The organism is Stomatohabitans albus (assembly GCF_036336025.1).
GTDB lineage: Bacteria > Actinomycetota > Nitriliruptoria > Euzebyales > Euzebyaceae > Stomatohabitans > Stomatohabitans albus.
Window position 1 is genome coordinate 790,860 of record NZ_JAYKKE010000001.1, and the last position, 25,249, is coordinate 816,108.

Genomic DNA, 25,249 nt, shown 5'->3' on the forward strand with positions numbered 1-25,249 from the left:
CCTATCGTTGGAGTATGAACCGTATTGCTGCTGCGCTCTTAAGTCTCGTTACACTCACTGCTTGTACTGGCCCAGATCCAATCAATACCACGCTGACCCCACAGCCTTCAGACGAAGGGTCAGCACGATCTGAACGGTCAGAACCAGCCGTATCTCCCTCATCACCTCGTCTACGCTTGAATGCCATCGACCATGATGTCAAATCACTGACGTACACCAAACCGCAATCATGCGATGACTTGCTTGCAACACTCAAAACCCACGGCACTAAAAACGTTACAGCTTACGGCTTTAATGACGGTATTTTTCCTGTCCAAGATATCGGGATCGGTAAGCCGGCGACTGGTCAGAATGAGCCGTCACGTGGTGATGAGCAAGCAGCCGTTGCAGACTCAGTGGCGGGGAGTGCGCAGGCGGCAGGACCAGACAATCATTCCGACACCAATATTCAAGAAGAAGGCGTTGGAGAGTTTACGACGAGCCTGACGAACGGAAAGATTATTGCGACGGTCCGACCCCATGATGGGCTCTTTTCGCGCTCTGATCGTATTCAACTGATTGACCCAGAAACATTAGAGGACCTAGCCACACTCGATCTTCCCAAAGAGCTTTCAGGCGGTGAGATCAAACTTGCGTTTGCGGATTCGTCCACACTTCTCGCTATATCCAACGTGCCGTCTTACGCAGCTTCTCGGGTCGTTCTCGCACGCTTAGATGTGCAGGATCCCAAACACCCAACGGTTACCTCTAGCCTTCGACTCAACGGGTATTTATCAGGAGCTCGGCTTATTGATGGGCAGGTCATCATCGCCGCAACAAGCACACCACACGGTCTCGCATTTAAAACGCCAGAGGACCAGTCGATACGGAGTGAACGTGAAGCCATTGATCACAACACCAAGGTGATTGAAGACTCGACGATTGACCAGTGGCTCCCTGATGCTGAAATTGCAGATCAACAAGGGCAACGAGTTCAACAACATGTGGTCGATTGCAATCAAACCTGGCTTGCAGACAGTGATTCGTTGGCATTCACGTCCGTTTCAAGTGTCGATACCACAGGTTCAACCTTGACCCTTCATCCTGGAGCAGCCGTAAATGGATATGGTGATCGCATCTATAGCTCATCATCTCGTCTGATTTCCTGGCAACAACCATGGAGTAGCCCTCAAGAGTCTGTTGCGCACCTGGTCAGCTTCGATATCAGTACGCCAGATCACATTCGGGTTAAAGCAACAGGATCGGTCAAAGGGCAGATTGATACAACATGGGCGCTGGATGAGCAAGATGGCATTGTGCGCACCGCGTCCACGTTTGAAGATGGCGGGAAGCAAGTAAGTCGAGCCACCATATTGCAAGAACAGGGAGATGCCTTAGTTCCCGTTGGGCAGCTTGATAACCTCGGTCGAGACGAAGAAATTAAATCGGTTCGCTGGTTGACTCCTGAACTAGGTGTTGTCGTGACGTTTAAACAAACTGATCCGGTGTACACGATTGATACCCGTGATCCGAGCTCTCCAAAGGTGGCGGGGGAACTCAAGATTCCGGGGTATAGTGCCTATCTCCACCCCGTAGGCGACCATCAACTTCTCGGGATTGGCCAACAAGCTGACCCTGAAACTGGCCAAACAAAGGGATTTAAATACAGCTTGTTTGATATTCGGGATGTCGCCAACCCCAAGGAGTTAGATGTTCGTGAGTTCAGTGGTGGTAGTTCGAATGCGGAATACGATCACCACGGCTTCACCTGGTTTAACGACAAGGGATACACGGTTATTGGTGGATACAACTTGGCTGAGCACGGGCCAGAGGAAACAGCCAAACAATCGTTACTTGTCTCAGGTATCAAGACAGATGACGGGAAATTAGTTGAGCTTGGTCGTGGTGAGCTACGAACGGAATATGGGTATGAGGGGGCTCAGACGATGGTTATCGGGGAAAAGCTCTTTGTCGTTAGTCGCACGGTAATTGGTAAGTATGATGCGAATAGTGTTGCTCAGGAACGTCAACGTGAATTAGCACAAAACTAGGTCGGTATTGCGTTGGGGGGCTAAATTGCTGGAATGGCTACAGCAGCACCCCAAGTAGATGAATCAAAACCTGAACCAGCGACCATAACTCGACTCGCCAATTGGCACATCGGCTTTATAGCCCTTGGCGGGGCAATCGGTACCGGCCTTTTTCTTGGGGCCGGTGGCGGGATTCAAAGTGCTGGACCCGCTGTCCTTATCGCCTATCTCCTCAGTGGATTGACGATTTATGTCATGTTGCGCTGCCAGGCGGAAATGACGATCGAGCACCCTGCAACAGGTAATTTTAGTGCACATGCAGGGTTGGCTTTTGGGCAGCTAGCAGCACTCTTTACAGGCTGGGTCTACGTCTTTTTGATGCTTGTAGTGAGTTTGGCCGACACGGTTGCCCTTGTGCATGTGTACTTCCCTTATGTCTTCCCGTCCGTTCCTCACTGGGTATGGGCTATTGCCGTTATTGGGGTCATCGCTCTCATCAATGTGATGCCGGTCCGAGTATTTGGCTCGGTGGAAACCGGCATGACGATCATGAAAGTCGGTGCAGTTGTCGCCATCATCATCGGCGGTATCGTGATATGGGCCTTCGGTCTGGGGGGTGACAATGTGGCGATTTCCAACCTATGGTCACACGGAGGCTTTTTGCCGAACGGGCTTGCAGGGTTTGCTGGATCCTTAGCCATCACCCTTTTTGCTTTTGGTGGAACAGAGGCAATCGGCTTTGCTGCCGCAGATTCTGAAGATGTTAAAACCGGCACCATTCATGCGGTCAACACCGTACCGATTCGGATTGCCTTGTTTTATATCGCCTCTGTTGCCATCTTGATGGTGCTTGTGCCCTGGAACCAAGTCAGCACAGAATCAAGCCCCTTTGTGACGATTTTTTCCCAGATCGGAATTACCTGGGCTGCAGCCTTCATGAATGTGGTTGTTGTCCTTGCTGCCCTGAGCGCTGTAAATGCACTTATCTATGCGGCTGGCCGGATGATTACCGGTATGGCTGAACAAGGGTTGGCACCAGAATTACTGGCAAAACGTAATCGGTTTGGAACCCCAGTGGCGAGCATTATCGCTCTCATTCTCGTCCTCAGTACCTCGGTTGTTGCCAATGAGTTGGTCCCCGATGGTCTGTTCTTAACAGTGGCGATGGTTGCAACGATATTCCTGATGTTTACATGGGGTGCCATCATCGTGACCCAACTGAAACTGCACTACGGGAAGGGCACGCAAGACCGATCGGATCATGGTTTTTTGGTCCCATTTACTCCATATGCACAAATCTTGGCATTGGGATGGATGGGCATAATTTTGATCGTACTTATTGCCGATGAAGGTTCACGAGTTTCAGTAATTGTTGGAACCTTGGCATTGCTCGCCGTAGGAATGTTGAGTTGGCTCACCATGAAGGTGCGTACAACGAAGGAACAATCACTACAGTAGTGATGTCAGACAGTAGGGTAAACACTCGTCCTTGAAAGGATTGTTATGGCAACAGTAACCGTCAAAGTTGGCTCCAGCGTGGGCTTACATGCCCGCCCAGCGGCTGTGATCGCTGATTATGTGGCTCGCAGTGGTCATACCGTAAAGTTGTCAACGGCTGCAAAAGGTCCGATTGATGCAAAGTCAACGATGATGATCATCACCCTGGGTGCAAAGCACGGTGATGACGTTGCAATTGAATGTGATGATAAAGAAACGTTGATGGGGGTCGCTGAGCTTATTTCCAACAATATGGAAGCTAAATAGCGATGTAATAGACGTTTTAATCGTGGCCGGGGCCTATGCCTCGGCTCTTTTTTTTGCGCTAGCCGTTCGTTTCGCCTGTCATGAGTCTGATGCTCATGGTGAACAACGTTCTGACAACCAATAAAAGGCATCCCCTCAATGCGTGAGGCAACGGGGGATGCGGTGTTGGCGGAGACGGTGGGATTTGAACCCACGGAACCATTGCTGGCTCGACGGTTTTCAAGACCGTTCCCTTCGTCCGCTCGGGCACGTCTCCAAGGGTGACCATCATAGATGCTGTTTAAGAATCTACCCATCTTCTGGTAATACCTCTGTACGTGAGCTAGCAAGAAGGGTGAACATCCATTAAGTTGATCTAAGATCAAATCGCTGATCAATTCCATCAATCCTAAAAGGAATATCTATGAATAAGCGTTTACTTGCCCTCATCAGTGCCGGCGTCATGATGTTTGGCCTGGCTGCATGCACGGGCACTGATTCTGTAGATGCCACCAGCTCGGAATCAGATATGGCTTCAGAAATGTCTTCTGAAAAGGTTGAGGCCGTCCCGTACAGCGAGAAGGCCTCTGAAGAAAAGAAGAAGGCCTCTGAGGAAAAGAAGAAGGCTTCTGAACGAAAGAGTGAAGCCTCTGAAATGAAGTCAGAGATTGACCGTGCTGCTTCTGAAGCGAAGAAGGAAGTAGATAAGCAGGCTTCTGAAGCGAAGAGCGAAGCCAAAGCTTCTGAGTCAGATAAGTAACTGATAAGACAGCGGGAGACCGCTGTCTTTGGTTGTCTTTCATTGTGGGCCCGGCTACACTGCTCGGCTCCAAGGAGGCGTCGCATAGTCTGGCCTAGTGCGCATCACTGCTAATGATGTTGGGTGTAACAGCCCTCGAGGGTTCGAATCCCTCCGCCTCCGCTCTTGATACGGCATACCGTAAACCCGCCGAGATACGGCGGGTTTTGCGGTTTAGGCGGGCCCATGCATCAAGGGGTCAACATCACCTTGATAGCTTGGCGCTCATCCATCGCTGCATAGGCGTTTGCGGCTTCCTCAAGTGGAAGGGTATGCGTAAATACGTTCCCGGGGTTGAGTTCGTCGTTCATGATGCGGTCGATGAGGTCAGGCAAAAATCTACGCACAGGTGCAGGTCCACCATGGAGATGAATTTCCGTAGAGAACAGCAACGCACCATCCAGTGTTACCCCGTGAGATACCCCAACAAAGCCAACATGACCCCCGGGACGGCAAGTACCGATGGCTTGCAACATGGCTTCTTGGGTGCCTACAGCTTCGATCACACTGTGGGCACCAAGACCATTTGTCATCATCTTAACTGCTTCGATGCCCGCTTCTCCACGTTCAGTCACAATATCAGTGGCACCGAACTCTCTAGCCAATGCAGCACGGTCCTCGTAGCGGGACATGGCAATGATGCGTTCAGCACCAAGTGCGTTGGCGGCGAGTACCCCTAGGAGACCGACCGCTCCATCACCAACAATGGCAACGGTTTTACCTGGACGAACATCGGCTGCTACCGCAGCAAACCATCCTGTCCCAAAGACATCAGAAGCGGCCAGTAGCGAAGGGATATACCGATCATCAGGGCGACCGCCAGGTACAACAACCAAGGTGCCATCAGCCTGGGGGATACGCGCAAATTCGGCTTGGGTCTCACCAACGAATCCGCCATTCACACACCGAGACTGGTATCCCGCCCGACAGATTTCGCACGTGTTATCTGAGTAGCAAAATGAACCAACAACAAAATCCCCAGGCTTTACTGATGTTACGGCTGGTCCAACCTCAATGACGGTGCCGACATATTCGTGCCCCATCGGTCTATCCTCAGGAATATCTATCCCGCGGTACGGCCAGAGATCTGACCCGCATACGCAAGCAGCAGCAACCTCAATAATTGCATCGGTTGGTTCAATAATTGTGGGCAATGGACGGTCTACAACCTGTACATTCCGTGGCTCATGGAGCACAACTCCGCGCATAACACTCCTTCGTATGCTGTCTTGTGCATGTATAAGTCAATCCTATGTGCATACCTATGTACTTGGAGATACGCGCGGTATTTGAAATGATGGGGCGATAGGCTCGCCAGACTACGGTTTGTCTTGGGTTTTATTGGGATTAGTTGCTTTTAAGAGGGCAATTTCTTCAGCCAATACGCGTACTCGCTCTTCAAGCTTGTTCGTTTCCAACGTCAGATGAACGATTACACCAATCAGAAACCAAACCCCTAAAAAGATGAGCAGATTTGGTGGGTCGGCGATACCCAAGACACTTGCTAGCGCATTCAACAGATTTGGAAACAGCGCGAGAACAACGGAAACAAGACCAAGCAGAATCCACTGCAACGCATACTTCTCACGGATACGGCCTTGGCGTACCAGTCCAAAACTGACAAGAAGGACAACAACCGCAAGGGATAGCGCGATGAGCTGAATAGCCATGTATTAGTAGTCCCCCCGTTCAAAGGCATTCGGTTGACGACTCATCGCTAATGAACACGCGATAATCGCACGGCCTAAGTAAATTGCTGATTTAAATGCTGTTGCACTCGGTGTACCACCTTGGCGAGCGTACATCTCCACGGGCACCTGAGTGATGCGTAGCCCTGCTTTGTGAATGCTAACAATGGCATCCAACGTGTCACCAAGATATTCCGCTGGCATCGTGTGGCTCAATAGCCTGATCGCACGTCTACTAAAAACACGAAACCCGCTTGTGGTGTCTGTCAACGTCGTGCCCACATAGGCACTTAGGGTGCGCGAAAGTAAGACCATTGCCCAACGACGTGGTCCAGCTGTTGTGTACGAACCTACCCCAGCGAAGCGAGCACCAATCACCAAATCGGCATCATCGAGCTTTGCGCAGAGCTCAGGAAGATGGGCAGGATCGTGCTGACCATCTGCGTCTATTTGAGCGCAGGCATGATAGCCATGTTCACGGGCATACCGTAGCCCAGTGCGAAGGGCACCGCCGACACCCAAATTAAAGGGCAAGGTAGTCACGATAGCACCAGCGGCACTTGCGACTTCAGCAGTTTGATCGATCGACCCATCATTGATAACCAGGACATCGGCGTCAGGAAGTGCTGCGCGTGTTTGTTCAATCACCGTCGCAATTGTCTGCGCTTCATTGAGCGCAGGAATGATGACGAGCACTGCTCGATGTGCGCTATCCCGTGTTGCCATGTACTCCTCCAGGCAGGTTTCGGTTAGCTTAGCGGTTTAGATTAAATCCCCGAAATCTCGTTCCGAATTGTTGTGATGTGGTCGGGGTTACCGGTGTAGGTGACGGTAGCAACGTGCTCACGGCCGGTCAGTGTTAAGAGCAGTTCGCCAATGGATCCGGTAATCGTTACATCTGGTGCGACATTGGTCATGTTGGCTAAAACTGCTGAGCGGGTACCTGGACGGACCATCCAGGTTCGTTCAAATCCCTCGCCATCGGTGAGGTGGATACGAAACGGACCGGCTAGGGCGCGAAATGCGAGAGGCGCAAAACGATCACAGGCACGGACCAATCCGGTATACAAAGCGGGGGGATGGGTGCCCGAATCAATCTCTAGTTCATGATTAGGATCAGCATCAGTGGCATGACCTCGGACAATATCTTGGGTATGAATCCAATCTTCTCCAATATGAATTTGGCCAACGCGAGTCCACCAAGGGGGGCCGTCATAAAGACGATTAATGAGCCAGGCTCGTGGATAGGTTGAAACCTTAGCTACTCCGCGGGTATGGAAGCCCGAAAAGGCAGGAAATACGATGCCGAGGGCCGCAAATGGATTGCGTTCACGAACGATCAGATGGGCGGCGATATGGCTAGCATTCCACCCTTTGCACACCGTTTCTGCATGCCACTGGGGAGTTGTAAGTGACTCTAGGACCTTACACAAGATGATGCGTTGATTGAATGGTTTCGATACCGATGAGTCCGCCATCATGTCTCCAGGCTTGACAAAGAAAACGCAATCATAGGTGTATGAAACATTTTGTGGCGCTCTCGTAAACGCCCTTGTACACTGATGCGCCCTTGGGTCCATAGCTCAGCTGGATAGAGCGTCTGTCTACGGAACAGAAGGTCGGGGGTTCGACTCCCTCTGGACCCGCCACCGTACCCACATCAGCCGATGTGGGTTTTGTGTTTTCAAATGTATCCATAGGCCTATCCTGTGCGGGGTAAGTGCGGCTAAAGCCTATCGGTGGCAGTAAAGTTACCGGGATACGTTGCACGGAACAGCCCCGGTTGTTTCCCTGCAAGAAGTCACAATCACCTGGTGGAGTCGCATAGTCCGGCCTAGTGCGCTCGCCTCGAAAGCGAGTAGGGCAGCAATGTCCTCGAGGGTTCGAATCCCTCCTCCACCGCCAACATCGTCCGGCAAAGAGGGTTTATCCGTCTTGTGGTGGGATCGCTGAAGACTGTTTTTTGGCTTTGGCGCGAAGGCGACGTTCTTTGAAAAACGACCGGAGTATCTCGCCGCATTCGTCCTCCAATACGCCGGTAACAATGTCGGCACGATGGTTGAGGCGCGGGTCATCGGCGATGTTATATAACGACCGAGTTGCACCGGCTTTGGGGTCGGTCGCCCCATAAACCACGCGGTCAAGCCGTGAAAGCACGATCGCACCGGCACACATGGCACACGGTTCAAGCGTAACAACCAGCGTGAGCCCATCTAAATGCCAATTCCCGCGATGTTGTGCGGCGTTTCTGATGGCCACAAGCTCAGCATGGGCGGTGGGGTCTTGAATAACCTCTCGAAGATTCCTCCCTGTGGCAATCACTTGCTCTCCGTCAGTGATAATGGCACCAACCGGGACATCCTCATCCTGAGCGGCTGCCCTTGCTTCATCAATTGCTAGTCGCATCCAGGGTTCCCACATACCCCTACTGTAAGCCTGACCGCTGCACACGGGACCGTTGTGCGCGAACACCGTTGCACCCAGTGGTCTTAAGTCTGTAAAAAGACTGAAACCTGTCCCACAATGCAGTACCCACCTGCGCAAGTAGACAGGCACGGAGGGTTGCGATTTGGTTGCTTCTTGTAACGTTGCATCCATGAGTCCAGAGGAACTGGTGGAAGAGGTAGCTGCCGCATTCAAAGAAGCTGCTAACCCCGTGTTAGCAGACCAAATGTATGCGCGGTTGGAAGGTAGGTTTACCTATTACGGTCTATTGAGACCGGCACGTGACCGTGCGGTTGCGTCGATTCTGGAACGTGTACCTGAACGTCCCCACAATTTTTGGCTCCTTAACTTATTGGAGCTGTGTTGGATGCGTCGAGAGCGTGAGATGCAGTACTTTGCAAACGACTTTCTCACCACCCATGTCCATCTTCTTGAGGAACCGTTCCCCGATGTGGCTCGTCGAGTGGTCATGGTCAAGCCTTGGTGGGATACCGTTGACCCGTTTGCGGTCCGTATCTTGGGGCCTTGGATTCGTCGCACTGGCCGCCACGATGTTACAGATCGGTGGGTGCGCACCTCCCAGCGGTGGATGGTGCGTTCAGCGCTCTTGCACCAGTTGTCCTTTGGACAAGCAACAGATGAAAAGCGCCTCTTCGATTATTGCCTTCAACATGGTCGCAGTGAAGACCATATGGTGCGCAAAGCAGTTGCATGGTCACTCGTGACCTATCGCACATCAAACCCACAAGCGGTGGAACGGTTTTTACGGCGCAATCCCAACGCCTTCACCCCTGATATCAATGTGGACCTTGCGAAAGACTTGGCAGATAGTCACTCAGTAGCAAAACCACGGTAAGGGATACGGGAGCGGCATAATAAACCCGGTCTACTAGCAGGTGAGCCCGCGGCTAAACCACGGCACCCGTCTTCAATCGCTTATGGCTGCTGCATTCCTGCCCTGACCAGGTTCACAATGATGACGTCGCGTGGGACCTCGAACTCACCCGCTACTAAACCGGGTCGTGCCAGGGTAGCAGGGCCACGCTAATCTGGTCGCTCCGCACGCTCGTACGCGGGTTTTTGGAGTCGTCGCCTAGTCTGGCCTATGGCGCTGTCTTGGAATGGCAGTTGGGTAGCAATGCCCTCGAGGGTTCGAATCCCTCCGACTCCGCCACTCCCTCACCTACGTGTTCGATATGCTCGGGCACTTATCCGTTCGATACCCTCGGGTTGGTGAGGAGCTGCTAGTTTCTCAGGTGAATTGTTCTGAGTGTTCGTTCTTTTACGGAGGAATCTGTGGCCCACGTGTCCTTGTATCGCAAGTACCGTCCGGATTCATTCGCAGATGTGGTCGGTCAAGACCATGTGACTGAAACACTTGCTCGGGCGGTTGATACCCAAAGCTGGCATCACGCCTACCTGTTTTGTGGGCCTCGTGGCACCGGAAAAACATCGTCCGCACGGCTCTTAGCGATGGGGTTAAACGCTTCAATAGGACCAACCTCTCATCCAGATCCGAACGACCCAAACGTGGTTGCAATTCGTGAGGGCTCCAGCCCGGACGTTATCGAAATTGACGCAGCCTCAAATAGCGGTGTTGATGATGTGCGTGATCTCCGCGACAAAATCAACTACTCCCCAACCCAAGGCCGACTTCGTATTTATATTGTTGACGAATGCCATATGCTGAGTAATTCAGCCTGGAATGCATTTTTAAAAACGATTGAAGAACCCCCTGGGCATGTGGTGTTTATTTTTGCGACGACAGAGCCGCACAAAGTGTTACCAACCGTATTGAGTCGCACCCAGCGTTTTGATTTTCGTCGGGTAAGTGACCAGGTACTGACCGATCATTGCAAGCGCATTTGTGTTGCTGAACAGGTCACGATTACCGATGAAGCCTTGGCCCCGATTGTGCGAGCTGGAGATGGCAGTGTTCGTGACACGCTCAGTGTCCTGGATCAAGTGATTGCATTCACGGGCAATACGATTGATGTTGAATCGGTTAATCGTGTCCTTGGTACGGTTCCGAGTGATTTATTAGACCAGTTGGTGAACGCTATCGCGCGGGCCGACGTTGCTGATGCCTTTGCACTTGTGGGGCGTGTTGCGGACCAAGGCATTGACCTCCGCCAGTTCGCACTTGATGCGCAAAATCATTTGCGGGAGTTGTTGATTTTAAGTGCGGCGCCTGATTCGGGACTGATTGAAGGTACCCCAGAACGGCTAGCTGCGTTGCAGGCTCAAGCGGCGAGTGCAGACACTGAACGGCTGTTGTTCGCCGTAGAAATCTTGAATGATGCCCAGGTACGGATGCGGGCTGGTAACACCCGCTTACCCCTCGAAGTAGCCCTCGCTAAGGCGGTACTCAACGACGCTGATCGTGCCAAGCCAGTGCCTCGTCTCGCCCCTACTCCACGTACTCAGGGAGCGGGAACACCGGCTCCAACGGCGAGCACGCAGGCAAACGCACCAAGCCAGCAGCCTTCACCGGCCTCAGCAGCAGGAACTGAGCCGAACACGCAACAGCCCCGTTCTTCGTCTGCTCCAGGCAATGTTGTTGCCACACCTTCAGAACAAGCCGGAGCCGAATCACACCAGCACGCTGTCGAACCTGAACCTCAGGAACATCGTGCGTCTGAAGAAAAGAATACTCAAGCGGAGCAGAACGCGGCTGCATCGGTTCAGCCCGACGACGCACTGCAGTCAGCAAGTGAGCGCGCGGTACCACTGGAGGGTGAGGTGCTTGATGCGGTGGCCGAACAGGAGCTTGCACCGCAGCGAGAATCGCTCTTTAGTGCCGATGAAGATGCCCCCGCACCACTGCCATCGACCCAGGTCAGTCCACCTCCAGGCCAAGATGTATCACCCGATGAACCTGTGGTTGAGTCTGAACCAGCTCCACCAGAACCAGCCCCTGAAATAGAACCAGACCCTGAAATAGAACCAGGCCCTGAAGTGGTCGCGTCTGACCACCACCCCGAGCAGGCCACGGTGCAAGCGGTGGCCGACAAAGAAGCAACGACTGAAGACGCACCTCGCCTCGATATCGCAACGGTAAATGCGCTTTGGAATCAAGCCCTCGGCCTGATCATGGGTGAATCCAAACGTATCGGATCAATTTATAGTCAGGGAGAACCGATCCGCGTAGATTCAACAACGGTGACCATTGGGTATCGGTACCAATTCCACGCTGATATGGCGAGTGAAGCGGACGCTAAAGCTGTCGCCAGCCGTCATATGTCAACATTGCTAGGTACCGCTGTCAAGGTTGAATCAGAAACAAACGAACAAGCTGAACCTACAGCGGTGGCTGAACCAGCCGTAGAACCCGTTGAAGAGATTGAACCACTCATCGATGATCGTGTGGTTCAGGTTGATCCTGAACAACAGTTTCAAGATGCGGTCTCACTCGTTAAACGAGAACTTGGTGCCAGAGACTTCGAATAGGCGCATCGCCGTCTACCCTATGAGGTCAACCATTTCAGTAAAGGAAGAACTATGAGCAATCAGCAACAGCAGATGATGCGTCAGGCCCAGGCCATGATGAAGAAGATGACTGCCGCTCAAGAGGAGTTGGCAGAACAAGAAACGACTGTCACGGTTGGTGGCGGTACCGTTAGCGTTTCCATCACCGGCGATGGCATGGTAACGGGTATTGAAATTAAGCCTGAGGTTGTTGACCCTGACGACGTTGAAATGTTGCAGGACTTAATTTTGGCTGGAGTCAATGAGGCCATTACGGCGGCCAAAGAGCTCGAAGGTGAAGTGATGGGTGGCATTGCTGGCGGTCTGGGTCTCCCACCGGGACTGCTGTAACCACAATGTACGAAGGGCCGGTTCAACGGCTCATTGATGAGCTAGGGCGCCTTCCTGGGATAGGCCCCAAAAGCGCTCAGCGGTTGGCGTTCCATCTTCTTGATCAGCCGACCGCTGAGATTGAACGTCTTGCGGATGCCATCATGGCAGCAGGGCGCGATGTTCATCTTTGTGCTCAATGCCACAACGTTGCCGAGGGACAAATCTGCCGTATTTGTGCGGATACGCGACGCGGTGATGATGTGTTGTGCGTTGTTGCTGAGGCACGGGATATCCAAGCTATTGAGAAAACGGGGGAGTTCCGGGGTCGGTACCATGTGCTCGGTGGTCTCTTGATGCCGATTAACGGCATTACCCCTGATCAGCTTCATATCGACACGCTGGTACAGCGGATTTCCCAGCTCAGTGATTTGAATGAAGTCGTGTTGGCGTTTTCATCCACCGTTGATGGTGAAACAACCGCGAACTATGTGCGCCAACAGATTGAGCGCCAGCATCCAGGGGTTCGCGTAACACGTATTGCCAGCGGGCTTCCTGTAGGTGGTGACCTCGAATATGCGGACCAAGTCACCTTGGGGCGTGCCTTTGCAGGGCGCACCGCTATGGAGAACTAGAAAGAGTCATTGATAGGCTCTGAAAGTGGCGTGCCTGATCGACGCCCATTTTGGCTACAACCACACGAAATCTGACATGTAGTCTTGTTCCCCATGACAGAACCGGCAGATCTCCCGATCATCGTCCAAAAATTTGGTGGGACGAGTGTGGCAACAACCGACCGGATCGAACGGGTAGCTGATCGTGTGCTACGCACCCAGAAAGCAGGCTATCGCGTTGTTGTGGTGGTCAGCGCGATGGGAAAGTCCACTGATGACCTTGTAACCATGGCTGAACGTATCACCCGGCGTCCTGGTGGTCGTGAGATGGACATGTTGTACACCACCGGTGAACGGGTGACGATGAGTTTGCTCGCGATGGCTATTGCCGAAGAAGGCGGCAAAGCGCGTAGTTTCACCGGCAGCCAGGCCGGCATCATCACCGATGATATTCACGGTAAAGCAAAGATTTTGCGTATTACCCCACAACGTGTACTCGACTGTGTTAATGCCGGAGAAATCGCCATTGTGGCGGGCTTCCAAGGGGTTAGTGAAAACACGAAAGATGTAACAACCTTGGGACGTGGGGGGTCAGATACCACGGCGGTAGCCCTAGCTGCGGCGCTCGAGGCTGATGCGTGTGAGATTTATACCGATGTGGATGGGGTGTTCTCTGCAGATCCGCGCATCGTTCCTAATGCTCGCAAGCTTGATCGTATTAGTGCAGAAGAAATGCTTGAGATGAGTGCTGCCGGGGCGGGGATTCTCCAGCTCCGGAGCGTGGAATTTGGACGCAACCACGGGGTTGATATTCACGTGCGTTCATCGTTCTCTCAACAACCAGGAACTTGGGTCTACGCCAAGGAGGATGAAATGGAACATGCCGTCATCGCTGGGGTTGCCCACGATTCAAGTGAAGCCAAAGCAACATTGCGCTCTATTCCAGATCGCCCTGGCGTCAGCGCCGCGATTTTCTCGGCATTAGCTGATGCGAATGTGAACGTGGACATGATTGTGCAAAACGTCTCTGAGAGCGCAAAAACAGATATGACGTTTACATTCCCTGAAAGTGATCGTGACACCGTTGAACGTGTCCTTCATCCAGTTGCAGCCGCGTTGGGATCGCCCGGGTTTGAGATTGAAGACCGAATTGGCAAAGTTTCCCTTGTTGGTGCTGGCATGAAAACAAATCCGGGGGTGGCTGCCAAAATGTTTGAAGCCCTCCGTGATGCCAATATCAATATTCAAATTATTTCTACATCTACGATCCGTGTTTCAGTTGTCATTGATGAAGATGACATTGACGAAGCTGTGCGAGCCATCCATGCCGCATTTGGGCTAGATGGTGACCAGGCTGTTGCCGTTGAAGGGAGCCGAGGGTGAGTGCCCGGACTATTGCGGTTGTCGGCGCCACAGGGGCAGTGGGTGAGGAAATCCGCTCAATTCTATTGGAACGGCAGGTAGAAGCTGACCATTGGGTTTTTCTTGCCTCTGCGCGCAGTGCAGGGCGGTCTATTGACCACGGTGAGCAAACTATTGAAGTGCGCGACCTGGCATCACCGAACGCTTTTGATGGCGTTAACATCGCCCTCTTTTCTGCGGGTGGTAGTCGTTCGTTGGAATACGCACCTAAGGCCGTTGAAGCTGGTGCTCTGGTTGTAGACAATTCCTCCGCATTTCGAAGTGACCCCGATGTACCACTCGTTGTTGCGGAAGTGAATGCAGATGCCTTGGATACACGACCGGTAAAGGGCATTGTGGCGAACCCGAATTGCACAACGATGGCGGTTATGTTGCCCATGAAAGCGCTGCATGATGCCTTTGGGCTGACTGAAATGGTGTGCTCAACCTATCAGGCGGCCGGTGGGGCAGGACAAAGTGGAATTGATGAACTTCATGCCCAAGTCGATGTGCTTATCCATCACCGGGATGCATTGCGCCATGATGGGGTAGACGCCATTGGTCAGGTAACCCCTGAGGTATTCATGTCTCCGCTGGCCTACAACGTTGTGCCAATGTTGGGGAATATGCAAGACAATGGCTATACCGATGAAGAACTGAAACTGCTCTTTGAGAGCCGGAAGATTCTCGGTATCCCCGCCTTAAAGGTTGCCCCAACGTGTGTTCGCGTTCCGGTGGTCAGTGGCCATGCTATTAGTGTTCGGGCCACGTTTGCGGCCCCTGTCACACGTGAAGCTGCGTTGGAGGCTATGTCCGGATTTGACGGAATGGTCCTCGATGAGTTTGCTACCCCGCTGGCCTATGCCGGTGGAGATCCCGTTGCGGTTGGTCGTGTACGTCAAGATCTCTTTGATGACCATACCCTCAACCTTTGGGTGGTCGGGGATAACCTGCGCAAAGGGGCGGCATTAAATGCGGTTCAAATCGCTGAAGCGTTGATTGAACGTGGTCACGCCTGAGCTGAAAAGATTACGTATCGTTTACTGATAACTTCTTAGCGTAAGAACAGTGCGTATCTGCTCAAAGCCATGTACCATAACGGCCCAATCGGGATGTGGCGCAGCTTGGTAGCGCGCTTCGTTCGGGACGAAGAGGTCCGGGGTTCAAGTCCCCGCATCCCGACGATAAGAACCGCCTGCATAGGCGGTTCTTTCACGTTGCAGGATACTTCGAGCTATTGATTGCCCTAGCTGGAATAGCGGGTAGTTGCATGTAGTAAATAACTTACGTTATTGACTCATATAACGTTTGCCCGCAATGGGAGTATTTAGGTACTCTTTGCGAAGTCGTCCAAAAGATATGTACGAATAGGCTTTGGTAGCTTTCAAAGCAAGCTTCTTTGTCGCATCTTTATTCTATCGCATTTGTTAGGTAGGTAGATTTAACATCTTATTACCTTTACATATCCGATAGTAAATAAACCTGTTTTACCTCTCCCTCTATTTTTGGGACTCTCATTCGACAAGTCATCTAAGAGATGTCATTAATGGTTCTCCAAAAGTAAATACGAACTTGGAACCAAATATTAAATGAGAAAGGTGATGGATATATGTCATTCATAGCATCTAAACGATTAATCAGCTCAGCACTCGCATTGGGTATCGCGGCCTCCGCATTCACCGTGCTTCCAACAACGTCAGCTTCTGCCGCTCCATGGAATAGTCACGACGTAGCCAACACTGCAAGTCATCCTCGGTACAACCAGGCGCGTCAAGTCTCAACGGATATTCCAGACATTACGGTTAAATCTGGTGAGTACTTCACATTGGATTTAGGGCCATATATTCACAATGCTGATGATTTCACCGTTCTTATCAATAGCTTGCCCTACGGTGTGAACTATGACCACGACACTAAAACAATCAGTGGAAGTACTCCGTTCGCTCAAGACTATAATGTCAATGTCTTCTTAAAGGGGCGTCGTAACAAGTGGCTACAGTCATTCACCTTAACTGTAGAACCAAGTTACTCAGACCCCAACGATTATCCGCGGAATACAGATGATCCGGCGCTTAATCGCCTTCCGCATTTCCGTCGCTAGCATTACTTGACAATCAGGTGTTGGGTTTGGCATAGGTACATGTCAAACCCAACACTTTTTGTGTGTGAATGAGTTTGATAAACCTAGTAGGAAATATGTAGGTATTACCGAAGTGATTTTTTAAAGTGGTTAATATCTTGGCGCTCAAAGTGAGGTGCATTAAACGCAATATCGGGGGCATCGTGCTTCCCAACAAGTACTCCGCCATAACCGGTAGGGTCATCTGTTTTGATATGTTGTGCAAATAGCATCGGTAACAGACCAGCATGACATACGGTCGTAATGATATGGATACCTACTCGTCCGCTCTTAAGGACGAGGGTTTGAAATGTTGAGGCATGATCCTCAGGTAACCCATCAACAGCAGGAAAAACAGCCACAATTGGGTGGTACGGTGCCGTTTCATTCTCTAGCCGACGATAGAGTTCATCATCAACATGAGATAAGAGCGCAAGCCCTTGTGGACCCTCACGCCCTTCCATACCGAGCAGTTCGGGCTCAGTATCTATAGAACGAAAATGACGAAAGAGCCCCATGACGACATTCCATAGATGCCGCTCAGGTTGCCCCTCGCCATCAATCTCTATGAGGGTATTACCAACGCTTAGCTCAATCGGTTCAGACTCTGGCAGGAGCGCGAGAAGGGTACGTGATCGAGCTCCCTCGGCGTTGGCAATGTCGTCTAGCCCATACACGAAATCCATACGGGTCATACCTTCCTACGTATTGTGGTTATGCTCCTACATCTGAATATCAATAATGCGTACCTCAGGGCGGCATGCAAACCGGAACGGCGCATAGGTTGAATGACCGAGGCCTGCGGTAACCACGAGTGGGGTATCACGGTGGTAACTCAGCCCACTTGCTTGAGCAGGAGGGAGATCGCAATTGGTGACAAGTGCCCCATAAAACGGTACACAGACCTGTCCACCATGGGTGTGGCCGGCAAGAATAAGGTCACACCCAATGCCTACATAGTGGTCCAAGACCCGGCGATAGGGGGCATGGGTGATTCCAAGTTGTATCACTACAGGTTCGTTAGGTTGGTGGGCAACCGCACCCAAGTCATCACGGCCAATATGCGGATCGTCAACAACACTGAAATGAATACGGCCCTGTGGTGAGGTAAGAACTCCTTGACCATTCACCGGAACGATCCACCCGGCATCCTCTAGACCGGCGATAAACCGATCGGTGTTAAATCGTTCACCGGTAGGTTTGACATTACTGGTACGTGAAACAAAATATCGAAATGGATTCAGTGCTGGTGTCGGCCCCCAGTAGTCATGGGCACCCAATGCCGCAATAGCTGGTACCGAAGGCAATGCGGCTGTCATCGCAGCATGGGTGGCAATGACAGCATCCATACCCCCCGCATGTTCCAGATTGTCACCCGCTGAGACAATCAAATCTGGCTGCGCATCGACCACCGCATTCATCACATAGTGCAGACGATGCTCTTGACCGGGCCGATAATGTAAATCACTAAAGAGGGCGATTCGCAAGGGAGATACCACGGGACGGTCACGGTGGATCGTGTCGAATCGAGTGGTGTACCAGCGGCGTTCAATAGCCACACCGTAGAGAAAACAGGTAGCGGCCATTCCAGCAAGCCCCAACGCGCTTCGGGCAATAAAACGGTTGCTCACCACTGACTCCTTTTCAGCGTTCACGGTTTGTGTAACCACAAGATTACGTGTCTAAACCCTTGTAAAACCTGACTTTTGCATAGACGGTGTGGGCAGTGTGTTGTGATTTTGTGTCAGGGTTTACACTGGGAAACCTGTCCACATAGACAGGTCAATAATGAACTGGCAGATAGGCGAGGGGTCGGACAGCTAGAGAAAGCCCCCATGACTAAAGGGATAGAGTGCGAGCACTGCGCGCCCCCAATGAAGGGGGAGTTCAAGAGCACGATGGCTTGTTCGACAGCACCGGCAAATTGCTTGCTGCGATAAAACAAGGCGATTCGTCCGTTGGACAAGCACTCTACGCACGTTTTGCTGATCGGCTCTTTGACCTTGCATTGTCTTGCACACACGACAATGACGTAGCTGCGGCCCTTGTTGCTGACGTCATTGTAGAAGCCAGTCACTCATGTCCAAATACCGACTCGTTCACGTTAAGTGTCTGGATGTACCGCCTCTTACGTGAGCACCTCTCAAATTGGATTGGCACCCGCATCGCCTCAGATGACCGTGTGGTCCATCTTCCAGAACACGATGTAACAGATCCCATTTGCCGCGGTCACTTGATGTGGACTGCACTTGAAGGGGCCACCGAACGAGATCAGCTCATGGCCAATCTCCGTTTGCGCCACGGCATCAATGCTGCCGATCAAGCCGCCATCTTGGGCATTAGTTCAGCAAGTAATGAATTATTGTGGGAAACGACTTCTGCAGCCTTACGAACCCAATTATCAGCCCTGATGGCATTGTCTTGGCAACGAAGCCATCCAGAGCACCCCATCCCCGCCCTATCGCCGCTTTATGATCTTGCCTTGGCGTGGGATGGGGATTTCACACCACTCGTCCATCGAGAAGCTGCACAGCGTATTGCTGACCACCCTGAGGCGATGGAATGGGTGAAGACCAATCTGGATGATCCCCTCAATAGTTTTGCCTCAGTGCCACTCACACCGGCCCCTGCAGGCTTGCAGGTTGTCGTGATTGAACGGCTCAATATGGCTGAGCAGTTACGCGCTTCAGCCAGTGAACAGGGAATGAAACCGGTTGAAATTGCCGTAGATGATGACGACGCAACGATTCCACCCGGTGCATGGCCAGGAGGGCCAATTGAAGCACCTGATGCCTCCACAAAGAGAAAATCTCGGAAACGGACACGCCAGTCAAGACGTACCCTTGCCGTTGTTTCTGCACTTGGGGGTCTTGCCGTTGGTGTTGCTGCCACTCTCAGTGCCCAAACGGTGCTTGGTCCGACGCGATTAACTGAGTCCGCGATCGCCGAATCATCCGCAAGTACCAGTGGGCAAGGGGTAGCCTCACCATCAGCACAAGCCGGTTTACCGGGCCGGTTAACCGTTCCTTCTGGCGTCCTTCCCGTTGAGAGTGGTACTTCGACGTCAATGTTGTTAGCAAATACCGGCGGGACAGCGTTGGACTGGCATATTAAACAACTCCCCGATTGGGTAGAAACGCGGCCATCATCAGGGTCCCTTGCCCCTGGTACCACCGTTGAAGTTGCTCTCACCTTAGGCACGGTGAGTGATAGTACCGACCAATCTGGCCAGATTGATATTGCATGGGGCGGCGTCGAAACGGGTGTTTCATCCGTCCGTGTTCAGTCTCACGCAGGGCTTCCCCCCCAAGTTGGCGAACTAACCATTTCGCCTCAACCCCAATCGTGTAGCCAACCCCTCACCGTATCTCTGCCTGTCGAGGACAGCGCGGGTGTCCGTGAAGTCACGGTCACCGGACACAACGCAGAAGGCAAGAGTTACAACCAGGTTTTGACTGATACCGGCCAAAACAATATCTGGCAAGGCATCTTTGGTCCCATCGCTGAACCAGGTGAGCTGAATATGACGGTAATTGCCACGGACAAGTTAGGCAACACCATTGAAGCGAACCGAGGAACGATTGTTATTCAACCCTGTTCATAAGTAAGAGGACCTTAGTCATGAACCTTTGATGGGTTCGCGATGAGATCTTCCACCGCGTCAGCGCTAGCGGTTGGTGCAACATACACAACGGTGTCTCCCGGGAGCAGTGTGGTATTCCCGTTAGGCATGGTCACGTCGCCATCTCGCTGGATACTCACCAAAACGGTCTGGACGGGCCAGGAGATAGTGGCCACGGTGCGGTTGGCCACAACCGAATCCTGGTGAACAACGGCTTCCCGGAAACTCGTGCCACCCAGATTGCGAAGCCGTGATTGTTCACGTGCTTGCTGGTCACTTAGTGAGCGTACTAACCCATGTTGATAGGCGCGTACAAGATCAGCCCGACTGACAAGGCCAATTAATTTTGTACGATCAGTCGGGTCCACGACCGGAAGTCGGCCAACGTTAAGTAGGCTCATTCGGCGCATTGCGGTCCACGCCATGTCCGCTGTGGTGACTGTAGTAACGCGTTGGGTAGCGATGTCATCTACATAGGTTTGGTCGATCCCTGAACGCGCGATGAGATCCGCATGGTCACGAATATCAGATCCAGAAACGATGCCTAATAAGGTGCCATCTTGGACAACGGGTGCCGAATTAATCATCTTGTCTGCAAAGAGCGTTTTTAACTCGGCAACGGTCATATCTGGTGACACCGTATGCGGCGTCCCCGACATAATCTCTTCTACACCAACACATTGGAGTACATCTTGTGTTTCCGGTGCAAGTTTGCGTTCACCTGTTTCATATAACGCCCACGTGAACATTGAATGGTTCCATAGCCGATCTGCGAGGAACACACTGACGCCCGTGGCCAACATCATGGGAACCACAAGATTGTATGCACCTGTTAACTCAAAGATCAGCAAAATAGCGGTCATCGGCGCTTTCATAGATGCACCGAGCACTGCGGCCATACCCACCACAGCAAATGCCCCAGGGGAGACCGACTCCGTATCAAGAATGATGCCAAAGATTTGTGCACTCATCGTTCCCCAAGCGGCACCAATAAAGAGGCAGGGCGCTAATGTGCCCACCGGTTGACCGAGATTAATAGAAACCCCGGATGCCATAATTTTGGTGATAATGAGGACACCCACAAGCAAAATGCCAGCTATGCCAGTTGTTGGACCCCCCTGTATGAAGGTGAGGAGGGGACTGGTACCGATTGATGGACTGAGATTAGCCAGAGCCGGCAAATGATCTCCCATACCCACAACTTCTGGCATCCCAAGGGCAAATATTCCGATCACTGCCCCAGCGATAATCGGTTTAAAGACGGTGGGTACGTGATCAAGTTTTAAGAATGTGGCTGAGTGGTAGCGAGCCAACATCAGTGCGCGTGCAATCATTGCCGCACCGAGGCCAAGGAGAAGATAGCCAATTAATTCAAGCGGGTGGTTTAAGGCATATTCACCATGAACGGCGTAGTGCACGGGATTACCTAATAACATTTGTGCGACAACTGACGCCACAACTGATGCAACCACAACAGCTTGCAAACTACGCACGGCAAATCCGCCGATTATCACTTCCATAGCGAAAATCATGCCTGCAATTGGTGCATTAAATGCCGCAGAAATACCGGCTGCAGCTCCGGCGGCCATCATGGTGCGTGTTTGTTCTGTATCCATGGCAACAAACCGACTGAAAACTTGACCGATAGTAGCCCCAATTTGAACCGATGGGCCTTCTCGCCCACCCGATGCACCAGTACCTATTGCGATAGCACTCGCTACAGTTTTACCCACAATCGTGTGCGCAGGAAGTCGGGTATTGCGTGCAACCGCATTAAGGGTCTCAGACGTCCCTGGTCCTCCAGAACCAGGACTAAGCCATAACACTAAACTAACGAGTGCTCCACCAATAATTGGAACAAGCAACGTTGTCGCAATCGATGGGTTTGAACCAAACCCCCAGGTGTGAACAACACCAATAAGTTTTAATAACGCAACACTGACCAAGGCAGTGGCTACCCCGGTCAGTATGGCAACTACATTGAGCGCCCCATCACCATCAGCACGTTTCGCAATACTGAGGCGGAATCGCTCAAATAGCGATGGTGCAGGGTGCATTTAGACGTGCTCGTAGCGTACTGGTGCCTTCCCGCGGCCTTCGTAGGTTTCATCAATACCGCGTTCGACAACATTGCCTGCATCAATTTCTTCTTGCAGGGTTTTGCGAACGGTTGCCTCTGTCCCTTGGCAGGCTGCAACAAGCTGAGCGACAGTGAATAACCCTTTGGCGGGAATGTGTTCACGAATAACATTCTTTGATACACGTGGTGCACGCGGACGAGATGAAACTGTTCCCTTGCGGCGACCACGAGTTTTAACTTTAAACCCAGCGCGATTCAAAACATCCGCCGGTACGCCTTCTGCAAGGAACGCTTCAACGGTGACACCATTAGTTTCTGCCCATTCTTGAGCATTAGCAATGAAGTCATCCTCTAAACCTTCAAGAGAGGGGCTGCGTAGATCCTGTAATTTAGACTGAAGACGCAAACGTTCAAGAGGGCTGTTCGCTTTTGCGAGTTTGTCCTCGATAGCTGAAACTTCAGTTTCATCAACAAGGCTCTTAGGATCATTGAGAGCTCGCATGTAGCGTTCAACAGCATGTTCTTGTGAGGTCATCTGATTCATTCCTGTCGGTGTGTAATTAGTTGGTAACGACGAGTAGGGATTATTCTTAATAAGCTTTATCCTTTGATACTCGCTTTATAGCATAGATACTAAAGTACTAATTTGCTCAATTTGAATCAAAATTACTTCAAATAATCTTAAGTATTCTGTTCCGTTCACAATTTGGTTGATAGTAAAACCCGGTGGGCGGCCCCGTGATGATGGGAAATGAAGTATGGTGGCTACCAGATATATCAGACGTACATGTCTAATAACTAAAGGTAGGCTTGAGTGTGCCAATATATAGTCTCCACGATTTATTAGAGGCACACCCTCTGGAGCGGATGTATGGATACCCCATTTAGTGATAGTTGTGCCGAGCGAGTCAAAGCCGGAGACCCTGACGCTATAGGCGAGGTCTATTCGGTGATGGCGGACCGACTATTGGGGTATCTGGTTGCGCGTATTCGTGATCGTCAGATTGCAGAAGATTTGCTTGAGCAAGTCTTCATCAAGTTGATTCGTAAGGGTCATGCCATTTCTGGTGATGCGATAGCGATGAAGGTTTGGTTATTCCGTGTGGCGTATACCACCGCGATGGATCATCTTCGCAAGGTGTCTCGACGGCCAGAATGTATGGTCGGCGACTTTGGCGACATGAATGTTGCCAGTCTTGAGGACGGTCCTGTTGACTCTGTTTTGCGCGAGGAGAACCGAGCCACTGTTCGCGCTGCAATGGCGCACCTATCTGAGGATCAGCGGACGGTCCTTGAATTACGGTATATCGCTGGTTTAGGGGCTCGAGAAATAGCTGAAACGCTTGGGAAGACTGAAGGGGCTATTCGTAGTCTCCAGCATCGGGGTGAGCGGGCGATGCACCGTATGCTGACCGATGTTCTTTCCAGTGAACAATTACCAAAGTCAAACCCGTAACGTTTTCGTTCTCGGCGTCGTCTTCTCACACACAATCCCTTCGCACAAGTAAGAACAGGTATGGCAGAATCCTTCAAATCTCAAGACATAGATCCGGAATTAGCGGATCTGTTTGTTGATGCCTTTGAGGTGCATGTCGATATGGATTGTGCGTCTCGGCATCTGTGGTCTATCCACCAAGAAGCGCGCCGTGTCCAGGAAGAACGGCGATCCGCGAACGGGACTGACCACTCCTCCGGTCGGAATGGGAAAGCCGATAATTCCAAGGTAATCGAGCAGCTTTTAGTAAAGGCCTCAGGTTCAGAACACGTAGCCGATGCAACATCTGACCTACATGAGGGGCTCGGTGAGGACGACTTTTTATTTGCAGTTGACCCTCAACCTCAACTACATCCTCAATGTGCAACCGCTGATTACGTTGAGGAGGAAGTGGAACCGTCTGCCCCAAGAGGTCGACGCCGACTTTTAACCTTGGCCGGCGCGCCCATGTTGTCTGTTGTGATCATGTTGGCTATGTCCTCGACGGGTATTGCCATGGCCAGCCAACACAGCCGTCCGGGCGATTTGCTCTACTCCATCAAGCGTGGCACCGAACAGGCCCGTCTTGCGATGGCAACGGACAAAGAATCCCGGTCGTCCCTTCAACTATCATTCGCTAATGAACGGTTGAAAGAACTTCGTGACGTTGGTCCGGTCAATCCTGAGGTTGTCGCCAACTTGGTTACTGAAATCGGGGCTTCTCTTGTTGAGACCACCGATGCAACCGCTGTTGAACGTATCCGTTTGGCAACCATTGATGAGGTAAAGCACCTTGAACAGGTTGCACCGCTCCCCGTTGCTGTTCAGATTCCGCCTGCGTTAGTTGAAACGAAGCGTGTTGCTTCCGCGCCCAAGCCTGTTGATACTACCGGTCCTTTAACCGGCCCTGGAGTGCCTCCCACGCCAGTAGCACCTGCTAATCCTGAACCGGCTCCTGCTGAGACAGCGAGTGACTACGTCGTACCCATCAAGTTTATTAAACCAACAGAATCGCCGAAGCCGGCAGTTACCGAAATTGCGCGCGTGTCTGAACCGGCGAAACCTGCCAATAAACCCAGTACAAAGCCGTCAGCTAAGCCCTCTGAACCGGTTGCTGCCCAGACTGAGGTGGTTGAGGTACCGGTGCTGGTACCGGATGAACCAACTGAGCAAACAAGTGATGAGATCAGGAACCGAGAAGAGGTGAGTGAGGTTGGTCCCTCACCCACTGTGCAGCCCCAGCCATCAACACAATCAAGTAATAAGCCAAGTGCGAAACCACCGGTAAAGCCCATTGCAAAACCACCGGTGAAACCAGCACCAAAACCGTTAAATCCCGCCAAGCCTGATACAGAGGATAGTGCGAGCGCAGTTGAAAAGTCCTCGTCTGAGGAGGCTCAATCGCATGATAGTGATATTGAGGACGAAATAGAGTAACGAGAGATACCTCGTTCCAG

At 51.8% G+C, this 25,249-nt stretch carries 23 protein-coding genes, 6 tRNA genes and 1 other RNA gene; 19 read left to right on the forward strand and 11 right to left on the reverse strand.

The genetic code is table 11. The features are described 5' to 3' along the window. Nucleotides 1-14 precede the first annotated feature (14 nt). From VCU37_RS03495 to VCU37_RS03505, 3 genes are read left to right on the forward strand one after another with little or no spacing between them, the layout of a single operon-like run. Nucleotides 15-2,030: a beta-propeller domain-containing protein gene (locus tag VCU37_RS03495; protein WP_336249240.1), complete on the forward strand. Its 2,016-nt coding sequence runs from the start codon at nt 15-17 to the stop codon at nt 2,028-2,030. A 33-nt stretch (nt 2,031-2,063) separates the two neighbouring features. Continuing rightward, nucleotides 2,064-3,467, forward strand: a complete 1,404-nt coding sequence (locus VCU37_RS03500; RefSeq protein WP_336249241.1) for an amino acid permease — start codon at nt 2,064-2,066, stop codon at nt 3,465-3,467. A gap of 45 nt (nt 3,468-3,512) precedes the next feature. Beyond that, complete coding sequence (locus VCU37_RS03505; protein WP_336249242.1) at nt 3,513-3,773, forward strand: HPr family phosphocarrier protein; 261 nt, start codon at nt 3,513-3,515, stop codon at nt 3,771-3,773. Between the two features lie 166 nt (nt 3,774-3,939). On the opposite strand, the gene VCU37_RS03510 is transcribed toward VCU37_RS03505, so the two are convergent. Next, nucleotides 3,940-4,029 (reverse strand) — tRNA-Ser (locus tag VCU37_RS03510). 147 nt (nt 4,030-4,176) lie between these two features. Between VCU37_RS03510 and VCU37_RS03515 the strand changes: the two genes are divergently transcribed. Next, on the forward strand, nt 4,177-4,512 hold the full coding sequence (locus tag VCU37_RS03515; protein ID WP_336249243.1) for a hypothetical protein: 336 nt from the start codon (nt 4,177-4,179) through the stop codon (nt 4,510-4,512). A 73-nt stretch (nt 4,513-4,585) separates the two neighbouring features. Beyond that, nucleotides 4,586-4,674: transfer RNA gene (locus VCU37_RS03520), tRNA-Ser, on the forward strand. A gap of 68 nt (nt 4,675-4,742) precedes the next feature. Here the strand turns inward: VCU37_RS03520 and VCU37_RS03525 are convergent. The 4 genes from VCU37_RS03525 to VCU37_RS03540 all read right to left on the reverse strand — a co-directional run bounded on the left by VCU37_RS03525 (nt 4,743) and on the right by VCU37_RS03540 (nt 7,720). Next, nucleotides 4,743-5,759 (reverse strand): zinc-dependent alcohol dehydrogenase family protein, encoded by a 1,017-nt coding sequence (locus VCU37_RS03525; protein ID WP_336249244.1) that lies wholly within the window; start codon nt 5,757-5,759, stop codon nt 4,743-4,745. A 111-nt stretch (nt 5,760-5,870) separates the two neighbouring features. Then, nucleotides 5,871-6,221: a DUF2304 domain-containing protein gene (locus tag VCU37_RS03530; protein ID WP_336249245.1), complete on the reverse strand. Its 351-nt coding sequence runs from the start codon at nt 6,219-6,221 to the stop codon at nt 5,871-5,873. A 3-nt stretch (nt 6,222-6,224) separates the two neighbouring features. Beyond that, nucleotides 6,225-6,965 (reverse strand): glycosyltransferase family 2 protein, encoded by a 741-nt coding sequence (locus VCU37_RS03535; protein WP_336249246.1) that lies wholly within the window; start codon nt 6,963-6,965, stop codon nt 6,225-6,227. A gap of 41 nt (nt 6,966-7,006) precedes the next feature. Then, nucleotides 7,007-7,720 (reverse strand): hypothetical protein, encoded by a 714-nt coding sequence (locus VCU37_RS03540; RefSeq protein WP_336249247.1) that lies wholly within the window; start codon nt 7,718-7,720, stop codon nt 7,007-7,009. Between the two features lie 91 nt (nt 7,721-7,811). Here VCU37_RS03540 and VCU37_RS03545 point away from each other — a divergent pair. Further along, a tRNA-Arg gene (locus tag VCU37_RS03545) sits at nt 7,812-7,888 on the forward strand. Nucleotides 7,889-8,052: 164 nt separating this feature from the next. Then, nucleotides 8,053-8,144, forward strand: a tRNA-Ser gene (locus VCU37_RS03550). Between the two features lie 21 nt (nt 8,145-8,165). Here VCU37_RS03550 and tadA read toward each other — a convergent pair. Beyond that, on the reverse strand, nt 8,166-8,660 hold the full coding sequence (gene tadA / locus VCU37_RS03555) for a tRNA adenosine(34) deaminase TadA (protein WP_336249248.1): 495 nt from the start codon (nt 8,658-8,660) through the stop codon (nt 8,166-8,168). A gap of 175 nt (nt 8,661-8,835) precedes the next feature. Here tadA and VCU37_RS03560 point away from each other — a divergent pair, with 175 nt between their 5' ends. Further along, nucleotides 8,836-9,540: a DNA alkylation repair protein gene (locus VCU37_RS03560; protein ID WP_336249249.1), complete on the forward strand. Its 705-nt coding sequence runs from the start codon at nt 8,836-8,838 to the stop codon at nt 9,538-9,540. 42 nt (nt 9,541-9,582) lie between these two features. On the opposite strand, the gene ffs is transcribed toward VCU37_RS03560, so the two are convergent. Then, nucleotides 9,583-9,683, reverse strand: an RNA gene (gene ffs, locus VCU37_RS03565) — signal recognition particle sRNA small type. Between the two features lie 83 nt (nt 9,684-9,766). Here ffs and VCU37_RS03570 point away from each other — a divergent pair. From VCU37_RS03570 to VCU37_RS03605, 8 genes are all read left to right on the forward strand, one after another. Continuing rightward, a tRNA-Ser gene (locus VCU37_RS03570) sits at nt 9,767-9,858 on the forward strand. Nucleotides 9,859-9,980: 122 nt separating this feature from the next. After that, entirely contained in the window at nt 9,981-12,134 is a 2,154-nt protein-coding gene (dnaX, locus tag VCU37_RS03575; RefSeq protein ID WP_336249250.1) for a DNA polymerase III subunit gamma/tau, read from the forward strand. A 51-nt stretch (nt 12,135-12,185) separates the two neighbouring features. Next, nucleotides 12,186-12,503, forward strand: a complete 318-nt coding sequence (locus tag VCU37_RS03580; RefSeq protein WP_418896434.1) for a YbaB/EbfC family nucleoid-associated protein — start codon at nt 12,186-12,188, stop codon at nt 12,501-12,503. A gap of 5 nt (nt 12,504-12,508) precedes the next feature. Beyond that, on the forward strand, nt 12,509-13,117 hold the full coding sequence (recR, locus tag VCU37_RS03585) for a recombination mediator RecR (protein WP_336249251.1): 609 nt from the start codon (nt 12,509-12,511) through the stop codon (nt 13,115-13,117). Between the two features lie 93 nt (nt 13,118-13,210). Further along, nucleotides 13,211-14,479: an aspartate kinase gene (locus tag VCU37_RS03590; protein ID WP_336249252.1), complete on the forward strand. Its 1,269-nt coding sequence runs from the start codon at nt 13,211-13,213 to the stop codon at nt 14,477-14,479. After that, on the forward strand, nt 14,476-15,516 hold the full coding sequence (locus tag VCU37_RS03595) for an aspartate-semialdehyde dehydrogenase (RefSeq protein ID WP_336249253.1): 1,041 nt from the start codon (nt 14,476-14,478) through the stop codon (nt 15,514-15,516). Before VCU37_RS03590 ends, VCU37_RS03595 begins: the two co-directional genes overlap by 4 nt. Before the next feature lie 89 nt (nt 15,517-15,605). Next, nucleotides 15,606-15,679, forward strand: a tRNA-Pro gene (locus tag VCU37_RS03600). Nucleotides 15,680-16,106: 427 nt separating this feature from the next. Continuing rightward, nucleotides 16,107-16,598 (forward strand): hypothetical protein, encoded by a 492-nt coding sequence (locus VCU37_RS03605; protein WP_336249254.1) that lies wholly within the window; start codon nt 16,107-16,109, stop codon nt 16,596-16,598. 104 nt (nt 16,599-16,702) lie between these two features. Here the strand turns inward: VCU37_RS03605 and VCU37_RS03610 are convergent, their stop codons facing one another. Next, the gene (locus VCU37_RS03610; RefSeq protein ID WP_336249255.1) at nt 16,703-17,311 is read right to left on the reverse strand and encodes a hypothetical protein; all 609 of its coding nucleotides are present in this window, start codon (nt 17,309-17,311) and stop codon (nt 16,703-16,705) included. A gap of 27 nt (nt 17,312-17,338) precedes the next feature. Then, complete coding sequence (locus tag VCU37_RS03615; protein ID WP_336249256.1) at nt 17,339-18,247, reverse strand: metallophosphoesterase; 909 nt, start codon at nt 18,245-18,247, stop codon at nt 17,339-17,341. A gap of 221 nt (nt 18,248-18,468) precedes the next feature. On the opposite strand from VCU37_RS03615, the gene VCU37_RS03620 reads away from it, so the two are divergent. Next, a complete protein-coding gene (locus VCU37_RS03620; RefSeq protein WP_336249257.1) occupies nt 18,469-20,220 on the forward strand; it encodes an RNA polymerase sigma factor in 1,752 nt (583 codons plus the stop codon). 11 nt (nt 20,221-20,231) lie between these two features. On the opposite strand, the gene VCU37_RS03625 is transcribed toward VCU37_RS03620, so the two are convergent. Further along, a complete protein-coding gene (locus tag VCU37_RS03625) occupies nt 20,232-22,295 on the reverse strand; it encodes a chloride channel protein (RefSeq protein ID WP_336249258.1) in 2,064 nt (687 codons plus the stop codon). Beyond that, nucleotides 22,296-22,853 carry a hypothetical protein gene (locus VCU37_RS03630; RefSeq protein WP_336249259.1) on the reverse strand — a complete coding sequence of 186 codons (558 nt, stop codon included), beginning with the start codon at nt 22,851-22,853 and terminating at the stop codon, nt 22,296-22,298. A gap of 336 nt (nt 22,854-23,189) precedes the next feature. Here VCU37_RS03630 and VCU37_RS03635 point away from each other — a divergent pair, with 336 nt between their 5' ends. Then, nucleotides 23,190-23,774, forward strand: coding sequence for an RNA polymerase sigma factor (locus VCU37_RS03635; RefSeq protein WP_336249260.1), 585 nt, complete (start codon nt 23,190-23,192; stop codon nt 23,772-23,774). Between the two features lie 60 nt (nt 23,775-23,834). Continuing rightward, nucleotides 23,835-25,229, forward strand: a complete 1,395-nt coding sequence (locus VCU37_RS03640; protein ID WP_336249261.1) for a DUF5667 domain-containing protein — start codon at nt 23,835-23,837, stop codon at nt 25,227-25,229. Nucleotides 25,230-25,249: the final 20 nt, after the last annotated feature.